This window comes from Candidatus Spongiihabitans sp. (assembly GCF_965237845.1).
Classification (GTDB): Bacteria; Pseudomonadota; Gammaproteobacteria; order Arenicellales; family Poriferihabitantaceae; genus Spongiihabitans.
This window is the reverse complement of sequence record NZ_OZ250154.1, coordinates 690,444-707,412: the sequence shown is the minus strand read 5'-3', so window position 1 is coordinate 707,412 and position 16,969 is coordinate 690,444. Positions and strand designations below refer to the sequence as shown.

The following is a 16,969-nucleotide window of genomic DNA, read 5'->3' as shown; positions in this document are numbered from 1 at the left end:
TCCTTGGCTATCCGTGAACAAATCCGATTATAGAACACTTTATTAAAAAAACAATAGACTTTATCGACAGACTTTAGCGTCTCCCGGAAGACCATAGAGACAATAAATCTGAGACAATGAATCTTGCAATGCGCCAGTGCGGTTGAGCCTATGCCCGCGGTCTTTCGTTAGCGGGATCCCAAACAGGTTCGCTTAAAACCGTGGCTTTTCTATTCTCGCCCAACAGATAGACATCAAAATTTGACCCGGGTTCGGCGTATTTAGGTTCAACATAGGCAAAGCCCAGGCTACGTTGCGTCGTGTGCCCGTAGCCGCCCGAGGTGGTCACGCCAATGACTTTGTCACCGTCTAAAACGGTTTCACCACCAACTACGTCGTTATCGCCTGCTTCCACTGCACAATAGACCAGTCGTGTTGCTGTATTATTTTCGACCACATCCAGCGTTGCCTGCCGGCCAACAAAGTTTTCTTTTTCCGCTGAAAAGAATCTCATGGCATCTGCTTCCAGCATGGATATTTCATTGGTTAATTCCGCGCCCCAGCCTTTGTAGGCTTTTTCGATTCTCAAGGAATTCATCGCATAGGTTCCAAAGTTTGCGATGCCATAGGCTTGGCCGGCTGCCCAAACAGCTTCATAGACTCCAAGCATATTTGCCATCGGGCAATGCAATTCCCATCCGAGTTCGCCGACATAGTTGACCCGCAACGCCCTAACTGCATACCCCGCAATCTCAATTTCCTTTCCTGTTAACCAACGAAATGATTGGTTAGATAAGTCCGACTCTGTCAGTCCAGCCAGGGTTTCACGCGCGCTGGGGCCTGCAACCACAATGACGCCCCAATGGTCGGTAATATTGGTTATGGTTACGTCCTCACCGTCAGCAATACCATAGGTCAAAATAGACAAATCTCGTTCTTCGCTGGCAGAACCTGAAAGCACATAGTATCGCCCTTCTCGCAATCGTGTGACCGTAGATTCGCCATTGAGCCGCCCGCTTTCCGCCAAGTAATGGGTCAAGGCGATGCCGCCTTCTCGAATGGGCATTTTGTTAGCGCTGATTCGATTTAAAAACTGCTCGGCATCTTTTCCAACCACATCGTATTTTGCAAATGTGGACAATTCCAAAACGCCCACTCTTTCGCGAACCGCACGGCATTCCTCTGCAACTACTTCAAAGGTATTGTTATGGCGGAATCCAATGTCTTCAATTCGACCGTCAAGGGAAAACCATTTTGGCCTTTCCCAACCGTTGGCCTCGGTGTGCACAGCGCCCCGGGATACCAGCAAATCATATAACGGGGTAGTTCGTTGTTTGCGCGAAGCCGGCCGCTCTTCGCCCGGAAGGTGAAGCTTATACATATGTTCATAATCTTCGTGGGATTTTCCTTTGGTGTAATCCCCCGGCGCATAATCACTGAAGCGGCGCGGATCGACACCAGCCATATTGATTTCCGCATCGCCGTAAATCATCCATTGGGAAAGGTATTTGCCCGAGCCGGCACCCGCTGCTATGCCGATTGACGCACCGTTGCAATGCCAGAAATTTCGCAATCCTGCGGCTGGCCCGAGAAACGGATTGCTGTCCGGGGTATGCGGTATGGCGCCGCATACCACGCGCTTGATGCCGAGTTCACGCCACATTGGAATTCGTTCCATTACCCGTTCAACATAGGGCATGATGTTTTCAAAATTTGCATCGAACAACTCATTTTCCGAATCCCATTCAGGCCAACCACCCCGATGAGTCCAGCACTCTTCGGAATTCTGCATTTCATAAATGCCAATCAACCCGGATTTTTGTTCCTGACGATAGTATGAGGATGGATAGGGGTCACGAATTACAGGCATTTCGTCCTCCCGGTCCAAAAATTCCTGAACCGTGTCGGTAACCAGATAGGTGTGCTTCATATTGATCATCGGCACATCGGCACCCACCATTTGACTGACCTGCCGGGCATAGCACCCGGCCGCATTAACGACGTGCTCGGCGATGACATTGCCCTGTTCCGTGAACACTTCCCAATCACCGGATTTACGCTGCTTAATATCAGTGACCCGGTTGCCCGTCACTATTGTCGCGCCCATTTGCCGCGCCCCTTTGGCCATGGCATTACACACCCCGGCCGGATCAACATGGCCATCGGTAAAGGTCTGCGCGCCGGCAAGCACGCCGTCGATATTGGCGTAAGGAATTAATTGCTTGATTTTTGCGGGATCGATAATCTCGCAATCGAAGCCAATCATTTTTCCAACGCCTTTGACGCGCTGAAACCATTCCACCTCGGCCGGTTTTAACGCGAACCGGATACCGCCACAGCCATGCCAACTGACATATTGACCGGTTAATTGTTCAAGTGTGGGATACAACCGCACGCCGTAATCATGAATTTTCGCCATATTGAAATCAGCGATGAAACTGGCACACTGGCCAGCGGCATGCCAAGTTGAGCCGGATGTCAGCTCGCCTTTTTCAATTAACAAGCAATCGCTCCAGCCTTCCTCGGCCAGGTGATAGGCCAGGCTCGCGCCCATCATGCCACCGCCAACAATCACCACTTTTGCCTGGGAAGGCAGTTCTTTTTCGCTCATATTCATGATTAATGCCTCTTTATTATGACTACTTGTTCTTCAAATTTTGGGCTGCATCTGTTGCCGGGGAAGTCGAATATCAAATTTTTCACGAATTCGAGCATCCAGTTCATCGGAAATATGGGATGGGAAATGACTAGCGAGTATTTCCCGGGTTTTTTCCCGCGCCACATCATTGACTGTTTTGGAGCCCAATTCCTGCCATTCCGCCGGGGTTAATCGATTGCCGACATCAGGATAAACGTAATCGGTTTCCATCCTCGATAAAGTGGCCTGGTGTCCAAGAAAATGCTCCGGGCCGTTTATGCAAACATCCTCGATGGTTTCCAGGGCAAGGTTCTCGATATCGATTTCAACGCCGCGAACGCTACGATTGATCGCGCCCAGCATATCATTATCGATGGTCGCGCCCTCAAAACTAAAGCCCAGCAAACTTGCCTGCATCCCCACCGTTTCATACACCAAATTGGTGCCGCTATGGCCGGCAAGCGCTAACGTATAGCCTTTTTCAAATCCAGACTGGGCATCGGGAATTTTGGAATCCGCCATGCCCGCGGCAATACCTGTGGGCAAGTCCAAATAGCGGCCGACCTGGCCGCAGGCGGCCATCAAAATCGCTTGCTCGCCACTGCCGCCGCTCATGGCGCCGGTGCGTAAATCGGAAACAAACGGCCATGGGCCATAGATACAGGGATGCCCCGGAACAATCAGATTAGCATATGCCAATGCCGCCAAAGACTCGGCGCATTCCTGCACCACCGCGCCGGCCAGCGATGCCGGACTGGTCGCGCCAGCCTGCCCAGCCGCGAGCAACAATATCGGCATACCGCCGCGCACGCATACTTCCATAACCCGGCATGCATCTTCAGCGAAACGTAATGGCGGCACAACAAAACAACAGGACACGCTGGCAAACGGCCGAGCCCGCCATTTATCTTCACCGCCGGCAATTTCATGCAACAGTTTCAAGCCTTCCTCGGCGTGTTGCGGTTCCACATAACTTACCCCGCAGTGTTTGGTGGTGCCGGCAACCGAGGCATAGGTGGTATTCAAATCCATCGCTGCAGGCTGCTCGATATCGCGGGCAACCATGCAGCGTTGGAAAAAATGAATATGCTCATGATAATCCACCAAGCGCGCCGCATCGTATAAATCCTGAAGCGTGGATTCCCGATAAACACCCGCTTTTCTGCCGCTGTATTGATCATGATGCTTCCAATCATCGACGACATGCACCGCCGCGCCAGCGGTGCCAAAATATATTTGGTTTCCACTTAGGTGCATATCATGTTCAGGAGACTGACCGTACAGGGTAATATCTCGAGCACAGGTTTCCATAGTCCATTCAATCAGCTCTCTGGGAAATAATAACCGCCCTTCCGCGGTTAACTTTCCTCCAGCTTTAGTCACCATTTCAACACACGATGGCAGCTGCCGAGTAAAACCAACATTCTCCAAAAGATCAAGCATGGCTTCATGCACACGTTTTAAATCATCATCAGTAAGCGGCATAAATCGGCCGCCGCTTTGCCCCGGTCGAACCGGTTTATTCTCTTCGGCTAACGGTGCGGCGCGTAATGCCTTTCTTGCTTCTCTTCCACCTGCTCTTCTAACCATAAGTTTGAGCCTAAGTTTTAATGTTAGTTTAATGTTTAAAAAGAACGCTGAGTATCATTGAAACCGATTTCAATCATGTAATATTTAACGACTCGAATTTCAATTTCTGCGTCCGTTAAAATTTCAGGCATTCCAATCAATTATCAGATTTTACGTGAATCTCGCGGGGTAACGCCATAGCTGGAATAAGAGCGGCTGCTGAAATGTCCAGCAGATTTAAACCCGCAAGCTACCGTGACATCAATAATTTTCATAGCGCTTGTCTCCAACATTTTTCGAGCGGCATCCAGCCGCATATTCAGATAGTAGCGCGCCGGGGTGGTATTCAAATAGCGGCGGAACAATCTTTCCAACTGGCGTTTGGATATCTCGACCAAACGCGCTAATTCGTTAGGCGATAGCGGTTGTTCTATATTGGCTTCCATCAGCTCAATACACTCCAGCAACGCTGGATGGCTTACGCCGGTGCGCGCCTGAACATTCATTCGCTGTGGTTCGCCGGGGTGGCAAATATTTGGATGAATCATCACATCCGCCACCGAGGCGGCTAATTCGTGACCATGATGTTGCTCAATGATATAGAGCATCATATCCATGGAAACCGCTCCCCCGGAACAGGTCACTCGGTTGCCGTCGATCTCATAGACATCGGATGAAACTTTATGTTTTGGAAAAGCTTCAACAAACTCGACCTGGTTTTCCCAATGGGTAGTGCATTGAATACCATCCAGAAGACCCGATTCAGCGAGAATGTGGCAACCCGTTTCAATTCCCCCAATAACAATGCCGCGCTTACTCTGCCCTGCTAACCAATTGAGCGTCGGTCGGTGATTGAAATTTTTAGGTTCATGGGGGCCGTTTACAAAGATCATGGAAAAATCCGGTGCATTCTTAACGGCATATTTTGCGGCTAATTCCATCCCATTGGTTGCGAAAACACTGTCTCCATTTTCAGTGACGATAGACCACTGATACAGCGGTTTGCGCGACATGCGATTGGCTATGCGTAAAGGCTCCACCGCAGATATGAATGGCAGCATACTGAAATTATCGGAGAGATAAAATCCTATTTCTCGTTCCGCGCCTTCCGTGATTGCGCCGTATTGAGCTCGGTTCATGTGTCTGGAAATATTAAAATAATTGGCTTATTATCAATTGAACGAACATCATTGACAAGAAATTATTGCCGAACTCCACTTTTTCATTGACAGAGGGCGATATGACAATCAGAATACGCCCGGTTTACGTGGCTATCCCGATTTAGCCTGAATGTAGTGTATAAAACACCAGCAACAAGCAACCACGAGCACCTTACATTGCATATTAACTTATGACCATGCTTAATCATTGGGGTGTAGCCAAGCGGCCTAAGGCACCAGATTTTGATTCTGGCATTTCGGAGGTTCGAATCCTCCCACCCCAGCCACTATTTTTTGGCCACTAATTTCTTGAGGAAACATGGTATCACCTGAAAATCTGGCAATATTTGCAGGTAACGCTAATCCTGGATTAGCCGCAGAGGTTGTGCAGTTGCTGGGAATCCCCTTGGGCAAGGCCACAGTGGGTAGGTTTAGCGATGGTGAAATCAACGTGGAGATTATGGAAAATGTTCGCGGTCGGGATATTTTTATCATCCAGCCCACTTGCGCGCCGAGCAATAACAATCTGATGGAATTGCTGGTCATGATAGATGCCGTTAAACGCTCGTCCGCAGGCCGCATTACCGCCGTTATCCCCTATCTCGGTTATGCCCGCCAGGATCGGCGTCCGCGCACTGCGCGGGTTGCCATTTCCGCGAAACTGGTTGCGGAAATGATCGGCGTTGCCGGCGCCGACCGGGTTCTGACCATGGATTTGCATGCCGATCAAATCCTCGGCTTTTTTGATATTCCCACCGACAATATTTATGGCTCGCCGGTATTGATGAGCGAATTATGGCGCAAGCAATTACCCAATCCGATTATCGTATCGCCTGATGTCGGCGGCGTTGTCCGCGCGCGCGCGATGGCCAAACAGCTTGAAACCGATCTTGCCATCATCGACAAACGCCGTCCCAAAGCCAATGAAGCTAAAGTGATGCATATCATCGGCGATGTTTCTGAGCGCTCCTGTATTCTTATCGATGACATAGTGGATACCGCCAACACCCTTTGCGAAGCGGCCCGCGCCCTAAAACAGCATGGCGCAATCAAGGTGCTTGCAAGTTGTACTCATCCAGTTCTGTCCGGCCAGGCGATTAAGCGTATTGATGATTCAGAAATCGATGAATTACTAGTTACCAATTCAATTCCACTGCGAGAAAATGCCCAAAATTGCGCGAAGATCAAGCAATTAAGCGTGGCCGAATTATTAGCCGAGTCAATCCGTCGCGTTGCGACCGCCGACTCAATCAGCAACCTGTTTATCGATTAACCCTACCAGAGCAAGAAAATGTCAGATCAATTTGAACTTATCGCCAGAGTCCGAGCCCGTTCGGGCACTAATCTGGTCCGACGATTGCGCCGTGAAGGCGATGTGCCTGCGGTTTTATACGGCGGCGATAAGGGAAATGTCCATATTGCCATCAACCATGATGTATTGTTCCATAGTTTGGAAAAAGAAGAATTCCACTCGGCGGTTCTCATTATCAATACGGACGGCAATAAAGAGCAAGCCATACTTCGGGACGTCCAACGCCATCCCCATAAAATAAGCATCCTGCATGCGGATTTTCAACGCGTGGATGAAAAGAAAACCTTGACCATGCCGTTGCCGATTCACTTCATCGGCGAACAAGATTGTGTCGGCGTTAGAACCAGCGGCGGCATCATTTCTCACTTGATCAATGATGTGGAAATATCCTGCTTGCCGGGCGACCTGCCGGAATCCATTGAATTGGATATCACCCATCTTGATTTAAATGAATCATTGCATTTGTCGGATATTAAACTTCCAGAAGGCGTCAGTATCACAACGTTGATGCACGACGAAAACAATGAACACGATTACGCCGTGGTTTCGGTATTGCCGCCGCGCATCGAAATCGAGCCTGAGGATGTAGTCGCCGCAGAAGAGGAACTGGAAACCGATGCGGAAGATTCAGAGGAAACAACCGCCGACGAAAAGTCGAGCGATGGCTAACTAGGTTGCTGACGCTGAGATCACCGGCAACGTTAAGCACCAGCGAAACTTATCCGGCGCATCGTTTTGTTAGGAATTCAGTCTTTCAAGAGCTTTAGCCCAACACTCAAAAGTTGATTTGTTGTATAGAAAAAACTAATTGCCAAATTCTCATATTTACTTTTTAGGCAAATTGATATTGCGATTTCAGCCGCTTCTTGAACAGGGTAACCGTAGGCTCCACACGAAATAGCTGGAAAAGCGATAGACTTGCAGTCGTTTAAAACAGCAAGGTCTAAACTGTTAGTATAAGCTCGGGTAAGACAATTTTCAGGGTTTTGTATGGGTCCACCACATATTGCATTTTTTGTTGTTTTCAATGACAGCCTGAGCCGGTGTTTTCAGTTCAAGCCCTTTATGCGGTCGAATGGCGTTGTATTTGACCAGCCAATCGGCCAGTTTTTGGTTGAACAAATCGAGATCGTCAAACAGATGATTTTCGTGATAATCCACAAACTGCGCCGGTATGGTGCGGTTGAAGCGCTCGCCATGCGCGTTCATCTTCGGCCTTTTCGGATAAGTCCATAGATGCGTGATGTTACTGTCGGTGAGCAGTTGATCGAAACCGCCCCTGAACTCGCCGCCGCTGTCGGCGCCCCCTTGTTGGCGGGCGAATGGCGTGAGTTTGAGGCAACGCTCCAGGAAAATCGCCGCCCCTCCTTCTTTCGATCGCGTCCAAGCCAACGCACTCGCCGAACTGCGGACCGGTTTTCGCTCCTGCAAAACCTGCATTTCCGCCATCCTTGGCGGTCATATGATTGGATACGCAGGCTTTTGATCTGCATCGGGCAGGCGCCTGTGATTTAAGTGAAAGGATTTCACCACGGACTGCCCGATTTTTTATCCTCTTAATAGTCTCATTTGTGTCTGAGCCCGGACAGGTCGATTTTCACCCAAATCAATTTTAAGCCCAAATTAAATTGCTGATGTATAATATCAGTTTAAGCGACTGGTATTATGGTGAAAATTACAAAAGTTGGCCTATTCGGAAAATTCAACGACAGCAGTGTAGCAGGCGCTATTGCTCAGGTTAAAGCGGTGCTTGAGGACAAAAACTTGTCCGTGCTGCTCGGCAACACCACCTCCACGAAAATTGCGGGCGCTAGAATTGACGATCATGACCAGCCTCTGCAGGAGGTTATTGATCTCGCTATTGCGGTCGGCGGGGATGGCACCATGTTGAATGTGGCGCGAGAATTATCCAACCACGATGTCCTTGCCATCGGGGTGAATCTCGGTCGTCTGGGGTTTCTCACAGATATTGCGCTTTCCGATCTTGATACCAGTATGTCGTCAATTTTAAAAGGCGATTATGCTATCGAGCGCCGGACTATGCTGCAATGCCAAGTAACCCAAAATGGCACGCAAGTTTGTTCTGGAATTTCGCTTAACGATATGGTTATCTCAAAAGGCAACACCGGTCGATTGATAGAGTTTGAAATCTGGGTCAACGGTCAATTTGTCAGCCAGCCAAGAAGCGATGGCTTGATTCTCTCGACGCCGACCGGGTCAACCGCTTACGCCCTGTCCGCCGGCGGCCCTATCATCTACCCGAATCTTCCGGTAATCAGCATGTCGCCCATTTGTCCGCATACGTTAAGTAATCGCCCAATAATTTTGGATGAAAATGACAAGGTGGAAATTACCGCATTGAAAGTCCACGAAGCGCCCGCAAATCTGGCCTTCGACGGCGTGATCGCCGCTCAGCTAAAAGGGGATGAAACCATCGCAATAAAACGTGCGGCAAAGAAACTGAAAATGGTGCGAATTAAGGGATTCAACCACTTTGAAACCTTACACTCAAAACTCGGTTGGAATGGATGAGAATGATTGACTGGCTGGAAATCAAACAATTTGTAATTGCCGATCATATCGAACTTGAGTTTGAGCGTAGTTTTACCACAGTGACCGGGGAAACGGGTTCGGGAAAATCGTTAATTGTTGATGCCATCGGTATTTTACTCGGTCACCGTTCCGATAATAGTTATATCCGCCATAATCACAATACCGCTGAACTTCAGGCAAGTTTTGATTTACCGCCAGGCCACCCCTGCCTGCATTGGCTGGCGCAACACGGCATGGCCAACGACAATGAGTGCCTGTTGCGGAGGGTTATTCGACGGGACAAATCGAGCAAGGGTTATATTAATGGTCATGCCGCAACCGTGTCGCAATTGCGCGATCTTGGCAAGGATATTGTCGATATCCACGGACAAAACGAACATCACTCCTTGCTGAAAAAACCGGTGCAGCAAATGTTGCTGGACGGCGCTGCCGACAATATTGAGCGGGTCGCTGAGCTCAGCGATTGCTGCCATGCGATTAATAATATCCAGAAACAAATCGACCAACTCAATGATCAAAGCCAGGCTGCACAGGAGCGTACAGACTTGCTTAAGTTTCAAATTGAAGAATTAAATGAACTTGCCCCCGAAGCCGATGAGTGGTTGTCTCTGGAAAACAAGCACAAACGATTAAATCATCAACAGGAACTGTCGGCTGGCGCCCACACCGTGGCGAAAATCCTGCACCAATCCGAAGACCATAATTTAAGCAGCCAATTAATTCAATGCGGTCTGCAACTTGAACGGCTTTCTCAATTCGACGACAGCTTAAAATCCATCGCAAAAATGATTGATGAAGCCGAGGTCAATATTGAAGAAGCCGCAAACCAACTTCGCCCTTTTTATCAAGACAACGAAATTGACCCGGAAGAAGTGGAGAAAATAGAAACGCGTTTTTCGCTGTACCAGACTTTGGCCAGAAAACATCGATTGCTGCCGCAATTGCTTGTCGACCACCTTGACACGATGAAACGTGAACTGGCTGGTCTAAAAGATCCGCAACGAGAATTGGGACGTCTCAACGATCTACTGGAAACCGAGTCGGAAACGTATCAGGGTATGGCAACGAAGATCAGCGCGAATCGAAATAAATCAGCTCGGTATCTTGCGAGCGAAGTGACCACATTGATGCAGGAGCTGGGTATGAAAGGCGGTCGGTTCGACATTCGGCTTATACCTATTGAGACAGGTAGCTACACTCAATTCGGTAATGAGAACGTGGAGTTTGTGGTCGCCGCCAATCCAGGCCAACCGCTCCAATCCCTGACAAAGGTAGCCTCTGGCGGCGAGTTGTCGCGAATTTCCCTGGGCATTCAAGTTGTGCTGGCGAATAAAACGCAGGCGCCAACATTGATATTTGATGAGGTGGATGTGGGCATTGGCGGTGAAGTCGCAAACGTGGTCGGTCAGAAACTAAAACAGCTGGGAAAATCCAATCAGGTTATCTGTATCACCCATCTTTCTCAGGTCGCCGCCAAGGGTGATCATCATTTTAGTGTTTCCAAGCAAGGGCCCAATCAAAGACTTCATCAAGGATCTAGGCAAGGACATGACCAAGTGGAAGCCAAGGTCGTTAAGTTAAACGCCGAACAACGAGTAGCAGAAATTGCACGCATGACGGCGGGCGAAAAAATTACCAAACAGGCATTGGCCCAGGCCCAGGAAATGCTGAAATCAGCATGAACGCCACTGCCGCTAACAGTGATTATCAAATCAGGCACGCTCAACTAGGGGATGTGCCTGGCATTTATTCGCTACTAAAACATTATAGCGATGAGGGCGTATTGTTACCGCGACCGCAAAGCGATATCTACGGTTCATTGCGAGATTTTTATGTTGTAGAAGAGGGCGGGGAAATAATTGCGTGCGCGGCACTGTTGATTTATACCAAAGAACTTGGAGAAGTTCGAAGTCTGGCAGTGCATCCAGCGTATATGAAATTAGGGCTTGGCAATAAAATGGTGCTACGCCTTGAACAAGATGCGGATAATATCGGCTTGGTAAAATTGATGGCATTGACCTATGTGGTGGATTTTTTCGAGAAGATAAATTTCGAGGTGGTGGAAATGAGTGAATTGCCGGAAAAAGTCTGGGGCGCCTGCATCAATTGTCATAAATTTCGAAATTGTGATGAAATAGCGGTACTAAAATATATTTAATTAGGTGTCCTCTGGCCACTAAATTTTTATGTGGCAAATTTATTTGGAAAATTTTTATGAAAGCACATTTTGTAACATCAGGTTTTGTAGTGAAGGCGTTTGTTATTTGTGCCGTGTTGTCTCTCGGTGGTTGTTTTGTTTACAAAGCCGATGTACAACAGGGCAACGATATTACCGCACAGATAGTATCAAAATTAGAAATCGGCATGACCAAGCGGGAGGTTGCCCGGATAGCCGGCTATCCGCTAATCAACGATCCGTTTCATAAAGACCGATGGGATTATTACTATTCCAGGCGAGACGGAAAAACTGGCGAAATAGAGCAACAACTCGCGTCCTTAAAATTCACGGACGATTTGTTAAGCGAGATAACCAGTTCTTTCCATCAGTAAGAATAATCAATAAGAATTTCCTTTGGAAATCTTAATTTCAATCGACATCCATTTCTACTTCGGTAAATGGCTAATCTGGAGGTAAAAGCTCAGGAATTACCTTTGCCGGTATTCGGCAATGATTAACATACCCAGAACGCCTATTTTTATCCTAAATTATATGTTTCGCCACCGGGGTTTGCGGTTATCCGATTAGCCGGCTATAAGAAGAAAGTAAGACGACAAGATATTGGGGCTTCGGGTATAAATCCCAAGGTGCTTACGTACCGGATCAAGCATGGAGCAATGCTGCCATCGCCTGGGAATCACACGCAGATTGGCGAGCCGTTCGTGGCTTCGTATCCGGTTACAACAAACAAGCGATGCGCGGCGCGTAAAATCCGGGATTTACAACAAGGCCGGCTCGCCAGTTTCCCCAGTCCGGATTCTGGTCACATCTTCAAGATTCAACACGAATATTTTGCCGCTGCTGATTTGTCCGGTGTTGGCGTATTCGGCGATGATCTTTTTAATACGGTCAACGCGATCATCGGTGACTGCCGCCATCATCAGCATCATCGGTTTTAGTTTGGTGCGGTAGGTTACGCCACGGGAAATCTCGGTGGAGTCCTTACGTTCCCGGCCGAACCCATGGATTTCGTGGGTGGTCAAGCCGGGGACATCCTCTTCTATCAGTGCTTGCACTACCTGGTCAAACATGTGCGGCTTGACTGTTGCGACAATTATTTTCATTTCAACCTCCTATTATAAGTGATAACCACGTTCGCCGTGGGCAACGTAATCGAGACCCTCGGACTCCTCAGCAGGATCCACCCGCAAACCGACCAGTTTCCTAACCACCAAAACAATCAGCCAAGTACCCAATGCAGTCCATGCCATGGTTACGACCACCCCCGTTAGCTGACTCACCAATTGCTTGCCGATACTGACTTCGAGTCCAAGACCGCCAAACGTGGTCGCGCCGAATATCGCGGTCAGGATAGTGCCGAGAATGCCGCCCACGCCGTGCACCGCAAATACATCAAGAGTGTCATCAATAACTAGTTTGACCTTCACCCAGTCCACTGCCAAATAGCAGACCACGCCACCCGCAAAACCAATCGCGAGACCGCCGACTGGTCCCACGAACCCCGACGCTGGAGTAATTGAGGCCAGCCCCGCGATCAGACCAGTCACCAGACCCACCAGGCTGGACTTGCCGAAACGAAAGTTTTCAATCACGACCCAGACCAGAGCCGCCATGGCCGCGGAAATATGGGTCACCAGAACCGCCATCGCGGCATTGCCGCCGGCTGTCAGGGCACTGCCGCCGTTGAAGCCGTACCATCCGACCCATAACAATGCGGCACCGGCCATAGTCATGCCCGGGTTGTGCGGCGGGGAGCCACCATGAGAAAACCCGCTACGCGGACCAAGCATTATCACCAACACCAAGGCCGCGGTCGCGGAGGTTGCATGCACCACCAAGCCGCCAGCGAAATCCAGTACTCCAAGGTCAGCAAGGAAGCCACCGCCCCAAATCCAGTGCGCCACCGGCGCGTACACGATCAGCATCCAAAAACCACTGAATAGCACAACATGCATGAACTTGATGCGCTCGACATAAGCACCGATGATCAGCGCCGGGGCGATGATCGCGAAGGTCATCTGAAACAAGCAGAACAACACTTCCGGGATGGTGCCCGTCAGGTCATCAACGCCGACACCTATCAGGAAGGACTTACCGAAACCGCCGAACCAGGCATTGGCGGCACCACCGTCCCCAAAGGCAATGCTGTAGCCGACCGCCAGCCACAATATCGATGATACGCAGGCCACTACGCAACACTGCATCATCACCGACAACACGTTGATGGAACGCACCAGGCCGCTATAGAAAAACGCGAGTCCGGGCAGCGTCATCAACAAGACCAGCGCGGTGGCTACCAAAATCCAGGCTGTATCGCCGCTATCGAGAACATCCTGGGCATGTACCACGGCTGGCAGCAGTCCCGAGCCGAATAAACCCAGAAAACCAATCACGAATCGGGATTTAGATAATGAACGTTGTGCAAAAAACCACTTTAATCTCGCTATTCCCTGTTTTATTAATTGTGTCATAAGTGAATTTCTAAATTTAGTTATATTTAAATTCAATAGCAATCAGACAGTTTGCTCTCTAAAGTTCGTATATTGCAATGGTAATCCCAGTTTCTGTTCTTTTAAAAACGCCATAATTTGTTGCAGGTCATCACGTTTTTTCCCGGTTACCCGTATCTGTTTTCCCTGAATTGCGGCTTGCACCTTTAATTTTTGGTTTTTTATCAATTTAACAATTTTTCTAGCCAAGTCTATATCAACCCCCTGGCGCACATGAATTGCCTGCATTGCCTTGCCGGTCGGACTTTCTTTTACCTCGTCTTTATCAAGACATCCCAAATCCACGCTGCGTTTTGCCAGTTTGAGCTGCAATATCTCCAGCATTTGCCCGACCTTGAAATCATCGTCGCCATACAGCGTTAAATTAGGGTCGCTTTCGTCAATCTTCGATTGACTCCCCTTGAAATCAAAACGGTTGGTGATTTCCTTGTTCGCTTGATTAACAGCATTCTTCACTTCCTGCCAATCCACTTCTGAAACGATATCAAATGAAGGCATTTTCAATTCCTGGTCTAATTCACTAATATGGGATAAATGATATGAGCAATGTCACTGATTATTCCAACGATGCGGAATGGATCTTTTCCGTGATAGCGAGTATATCTTTTTTTCTGCCGTGAATCATTTGTTGCAGGTCTTGTTTTGTCAATGATTCGACGGGTTTGCTTGGTCCATCGGAGATTATTTTTACGATAAATGCGCGACCTAGTAAATTCCGGTCGGACAATACGGATATCATTCCCGCGGTTTCCATATCATAGACGTTGTGCCCATAATAGGTTGCTTGTGGGGATTCCACAGTACATATATGCGCGCCGGGTAAATTCAGGTTGATGCCATTTTCCAGAGTCCAGATTTGCCCAGTTTTCCCAGGGGATTGATCGGTAACGGTGTGCGCCAGCACCAGGTCGCCAATCTCCCAGGCCGCGCTGCCGGCTATGCCAAAATTCAACCAATAGGTTAATTCGCGTTGATGCTCTGGATTCTGGTTCTCCGGATTGTGCCGTCCCAGAAAATAACTGGTCAAAGCCCGGGCATTTGTGCAACCCGGGCCGCTGATTGCAAGCTGAATACCGCATCCCGAAAAAATTAATCGCTTTGACAACGGCTGCTGCTTGAGGGAAAGTCCTTCTATGAACGGCGCTGCTTCCGCTTTTAACGCAGTAATGATGTTTAACACAGCCGCTCACTCCAGCGTTTATACAATGCCTGATAGTGAATTAAATCAGTCGTGTTTTTTCTCTTTTCAAAACCCTTGATTAATATTGTGAGCTTGTGCAACAACATATTCACAGCACATTGTCGATAATGTTCACTCAAATCATGCCGCTCAAGCAACTTAATGATTGCCGCCGTCCTGAACCGGTCCATGCCCCAATACTTTTGCGATAACTGATCCTCATGCCCGCCGTGTTTAATCAGTAATTGCTCGGCAACCAGTAAAATCGGAACCCGCGAAAATATTCTCAACCACAGATCATAATCTTCACAAGCCGGCAACGATTCATCGAATAATCCAACGCTTTCCAATAACGTCTTTTTGACCAGCGCCGACGACGGTGAAACACAACATAACGGCAGACATTGCTCGAAAATCCAGCCATCCGGCTTGGCATGTTTTTTCATCGGATTGACTCGCTTGCCATGGCGAATCCAAATCTCATCGGTGTGACAAATTTCGAAGTCAAGTGATTGCGCCAATGATTGAGACAGGGCTTCAACCTGGCGCGCCAATTTATGTTCGCGCCATTCATCATCTGAATCCAAAAATGCGATCCAGCGCCCTGCGGCGAATTTAATGCCGGCATTTCTCGCGCTGCTCACTCCATGAGGTTGGCCCTGAGGTTGGCCCCGGTTAGGTTGGGTAATCATTTTTACCTGAGGAAATTTCTGCGTGATATTGGCAACGGTATGGTCAGTTGAACCATCATCAACCACGATTATTTCGTGCGCCGGATAACTTTGATCAAATACGGATTGAATCGCCCGCTCAACCAGATGCACGCGATTGAATGTGGGTATGACAACGCTGATATTCATTTAGGCGCGCGGCAGCATGATCGTCAACCGCGCTACAGTAATTGCGCCACCGCCTGTTTTTCTTGACTGAGTTCTTGCTCGGTCAGCTGCATTCGAGCACGACTGAAATCGCTGATTTCAAGACCCTGAACAATTTCGTATTTACCCGCCTTGCAGGTAACCGGAAATGAATACATCAACCCCGGTTCTATGCCATAGCTGCCATCCGAATAAATCGCCATGCTTACCCAGTCTCCGTCTGAGCTGCCCAGCACCCAATCGCGCATATGATCAACCGCAGACGAACCCGCCGATGCGGCGCTGGATGCACCACGCGCTGTTATGATGGCGGTTCCGCGCTGCTGCACGGTAGGAATAAAAACCTCTTCTAGCCATTGTTGCTCAACCCGGTCGCTTACCGCCTTGCCATCAACCCGCGCATTTGAAATATCAGGATATTGGGTTGCTGAATGATTGCCCCAGATGGTCATTCGACTGATTTGTTCATGGTGGATGCCCAATTTTTCCGCTAGTTGGGATTTGGCGCGATTATGATCCAATCGAGTCATCGAGGTGAACTGTGAACTCTCTAAATCCGGCGCATTTGCGGCAGCGATCAGCGCATTGGTATTCGCTGGATTACCCACCACCAGCACTTTTACATCTCTTGAGGCATGCTCATTAAGCGATCTGCCCTGCACCGAAAATATTTTGCCATTGTCCTTCAACAAGTCACTCCGCTCCATACCCAGGCCTCGAGGTTTTGCGCCTACCAACATTGCATAATCCACTTCGCCAAAAGCAATATCCGGATTATCCGTTGCAACGATTCCGCTCACCAATGGAAAAGCACAATCGTTTAGTTCCATAACGACCCCTTCAAGGGCATTCATCGCCGCTGGGATTTCCAGCAACTGCAATATGACCGGCTGATCCTTGCCCAGCATATCCCCGGCCGCGATTCTAAACAGCAAGGCATAAGAAATGTTACCCGCAGCACCGGTAACTGCGACTTTGACCGGTTTTTTCATATCAAGGACTCATAAATGT

General features: G+C 48.8%; 17 protein-coding genes and 1 tRNA gene. 7 read left to right on the top strand and 11 right to left on the bottom strand.

Translation table 11 applies throughout. The features are described 5' to 3' along the window. Positions 1-148: 148 nt before the first annotated feature. From ACPXXB_RS03495 to ACPXXB_RS03485, 3 genes are all read right to left on the bottom strand, one after another. Positions 149-2,596 (bottom strand): GcvT family protein, encoded by a 2,448-nt coding sequence (locus ACPXXB_RS03495; RefSeq protein WP_423909388.1) that lies wholly within the window; start codon positions 2,594-2,596, stop codon positions 149-151. Positions 2,597-2,629: 33 nt separating this feature from the next. Next, positions 2,630-4,207: a trimethylamine methyltransferase family protein gene (locus tag ACPXXB_RS03490; protein ID WP_423909386.1), complete on the bottom strand. Its 1,578-nt coding sequence runs from the start codon at positions 4,205-4,207 to the stop codon at positions 2,630-2,632. A gap of 143 nt (positions 4,208-4,350) precedes the next feature. Then, positions 4,351-5,325: a GlxA family transcriptional regulator gene (locus tag ACPXXB_RS03485; RefSeq protein ID WP_423909383.1), complete on the bottom strand. Its 975-nt coding sequence runs from the start codon at positions 5,323-5,325 to the stop codon at positions 4,351-4,353. A 230-nt stretch (positions 5,326-5,555) separates the two neighbouring features. On the opposite strand from ACPXXB_RS03485, the gene ACPXXB_RS03480 reads away from it, so the two are divergent. The 3 genes from ACPXXB_RS03480 (at position 5,556) to ACPXXB_RS03470 (ending at position 7,327) form a co-directional block, all read left to right on the top strand. After that, positions 5,556-5,633: transfer RNA gene (locus ACPXXB_RS03480), tRNA-Gln, on the top strand. A 32-nt stretch (positions 5,634-5,665) separates the two neighbouring features. Continuing rightward, a complete protein-coding gene (locus ACPXXB_RS03475; RefSeq protein WP_423909380.1) occupies positions 5,666-6,619 on the top strand; it encodes a ribose-phosphate pyrophosphokinase in 954 nt (317 codons plus the stop codon). 18 nt (positions 6,620-6,637) lie between these two features. Next, positions 6,638-7,327: a 50S ribosomal protein L25/general stress protein Ctc gene (locus ACPXXB_RS03470; RefSeq protein WP_423909377.1), complete on the top strand. Its 690-nt coding sequence runs from the start codon at positions 6,638-6,640 to the stop codon at positions 7,325-7,327. Positions 7,328-7,404: 77 nt separating this feature from the next. Here ACPXXB_RS03470 and ACPXXB_RS03465 read toward each other — a convergent pair whose 3' ends face one another. Then, a complete protein-coding gene (locus ACPXXB_RS03465; RefSeq protein ID WP_423909374.1) occupies positions 7,405-7,686 on the bottom strand; it encodes a macro domain-containing protein in 282 nt (93 codons plus the stop codon). Then, a complete protein-coding gene (locus ACPXXB_RS03460; protein WP_423909371.1) occupies positions 7,637-8,107 on the bottom strand; it encodes an integrase core domain-containing protein in 471 nt (156 codons plus the stop codon). The genes ACPXXB_RS03465 and ACPXXB_RS03460 overlap by 50 nt, the downstream gene beginning before the upstream one ends. Positions 8,108-8,323: 216 nt before the next feature. Between ACPXXB_RS03460 and ACPXXB_RS03455 the strand changes: the two genes are divergently transcribed. Genes ACPXXB_RS03455 through ACPXXB_RS03440 form a run of 4 tightly spaced genes read left to right on the top strand, consistent with a single transcriptional unit; the run spans position 8,324 to position 11,761 of the window. Continuing rightward, complete coding sequence (locus tag ACPXXB_RS03455) at positions 8,324-9,190, top strand: NAD(+)/NADH kinase (protein ID WP_423909369.1); 867 nt, start codon at positions 8,324-8,326, stop codon at positions 9,188-9,190. Positions 9,191-9,192: 2 nt separating this feature from the next. Then, positions 9,193-10,893, top strand: coding sequence for a DNA repair protein RecN (gene recN / locus ACPXXB_RS03450; protein WP_423909366.1), 1,701 nt, complete (start codon positions 9,193-9,195; stop codon positions 10,891-10,893). After that, positions 10,890-11,369, top strand: a complete 480-nt coding sequence (locus tag ACPXXB_RS03445) for an N-acetyltransferase (protein WP_423909363.1) — start codon at positions 10,890-10,892, stop codon at positions 11,367-11,369. Before recN ends, ACPXXB_RS03445 begins: the two co-directional genes overlap by 4 nt. Before the next feature lie 56 nt (positions 11,370-11,425). Next, positions 11,426-11,761: an outer membrane protein assembly factor BamE gene (locus ACPXXB_RS03440; RefSeq protein ID WP_423909360.1), complete on the top strand. Its 336-nt coding sequence runs from the start codon at positions 11,426-11,428 to the stop codon at positions 11,759-11,761. 387 nt (positions 11,762-12,148) lie between these two features. Here ACPXXB_RS03440 and ACPXXB_RS03435 read toward each other — a convergent pair whose 3' ends face one another. The 6 genes from ACPXXB_RS03435 to ACPXXB_RS03410 are packed head-to-tail and all read right to left on the bottom strand — an operon-like array spanning position 12,149 to position 16,950. Beyond that, the gene (locus tag ACPXXB_RS03435; RefSeq protein ID WP_423909357.1) at positions 12,149-12,493 is read right to left on the bottom strand and encodes a P-II family nitrogen regulator; all 345 of its coding nucleotides are present in this window, start codon (positions 12,491-12,493) and stop codon (positions 12,149-12,151) included. A gap of 12 nt (positions 12,494-12,505) precedes the next feature. Next, positions 12,506-13,861 carry an ammonium transporter gene (locus ACPXXB_RS03430; protein WP_423909355.1) on the bottom strand — a complete coding sequence of 452 codons (1,356 nt, stop codon included), beginning with the start codon at positions 13,859-13,861 and terminating at the stop codon, positions 12,506-12,508. 42 nt (positions 13,862-13,903) lie between these two features. After that, complete coding sequence (locus ACPXXB_RS03425) at positions 13,904-14,398, bottom strand: YajQ family cyclic di-GMP-binding protein (RefSeq protein WP_423909352.1); 495 nt, start codon at positions 14,396-14,398, stop codon at positions 13,904-13,906. Between the two features lie 58 nt (positions 14,399-14,456). Further along, positions 14,457-15,080 carry a hypothetical protein gene (locus tag ACPXXB_RS03420; RefSeq protein ID WP_423909350.1) on the bottom strand — a complete coding sequence of 208 codons (624 nt, stop codon included), beginning with the start codon at positions 15,078-15,080 and terminating at the stop codon, positions 14,457-14,459. Beyond that, positions 15,074-15,940, bottom strand: a complete 867-nt coding sequence (locus tag ACPXXB_RS03415) for a glycosyltransferase family 2 protein (RefSeq protein WP_423909347.1) — start codon at positions 15,938-15,940, stop codon at positions 15,074-15,076. Before ACPXXB_RS03415 ends, ACPXXB_RS03420 begins: the two co-directional genes overlap by 7 nt. Before the next feature lie 32 nt (positions 15,941-15,972). Then, complete coding sequence (locus ACPXXB_RS03410; RefSeq protein WP_423909344.1) at positions 15,973-16,950, bottom strand: malate dehydrogenase; 978 nt, start codon at positions 16,948-16,950, stop codon at positions 15,973-15,975. Positions 16,951-16,969 lie beyond the last annotated feature (19 nt).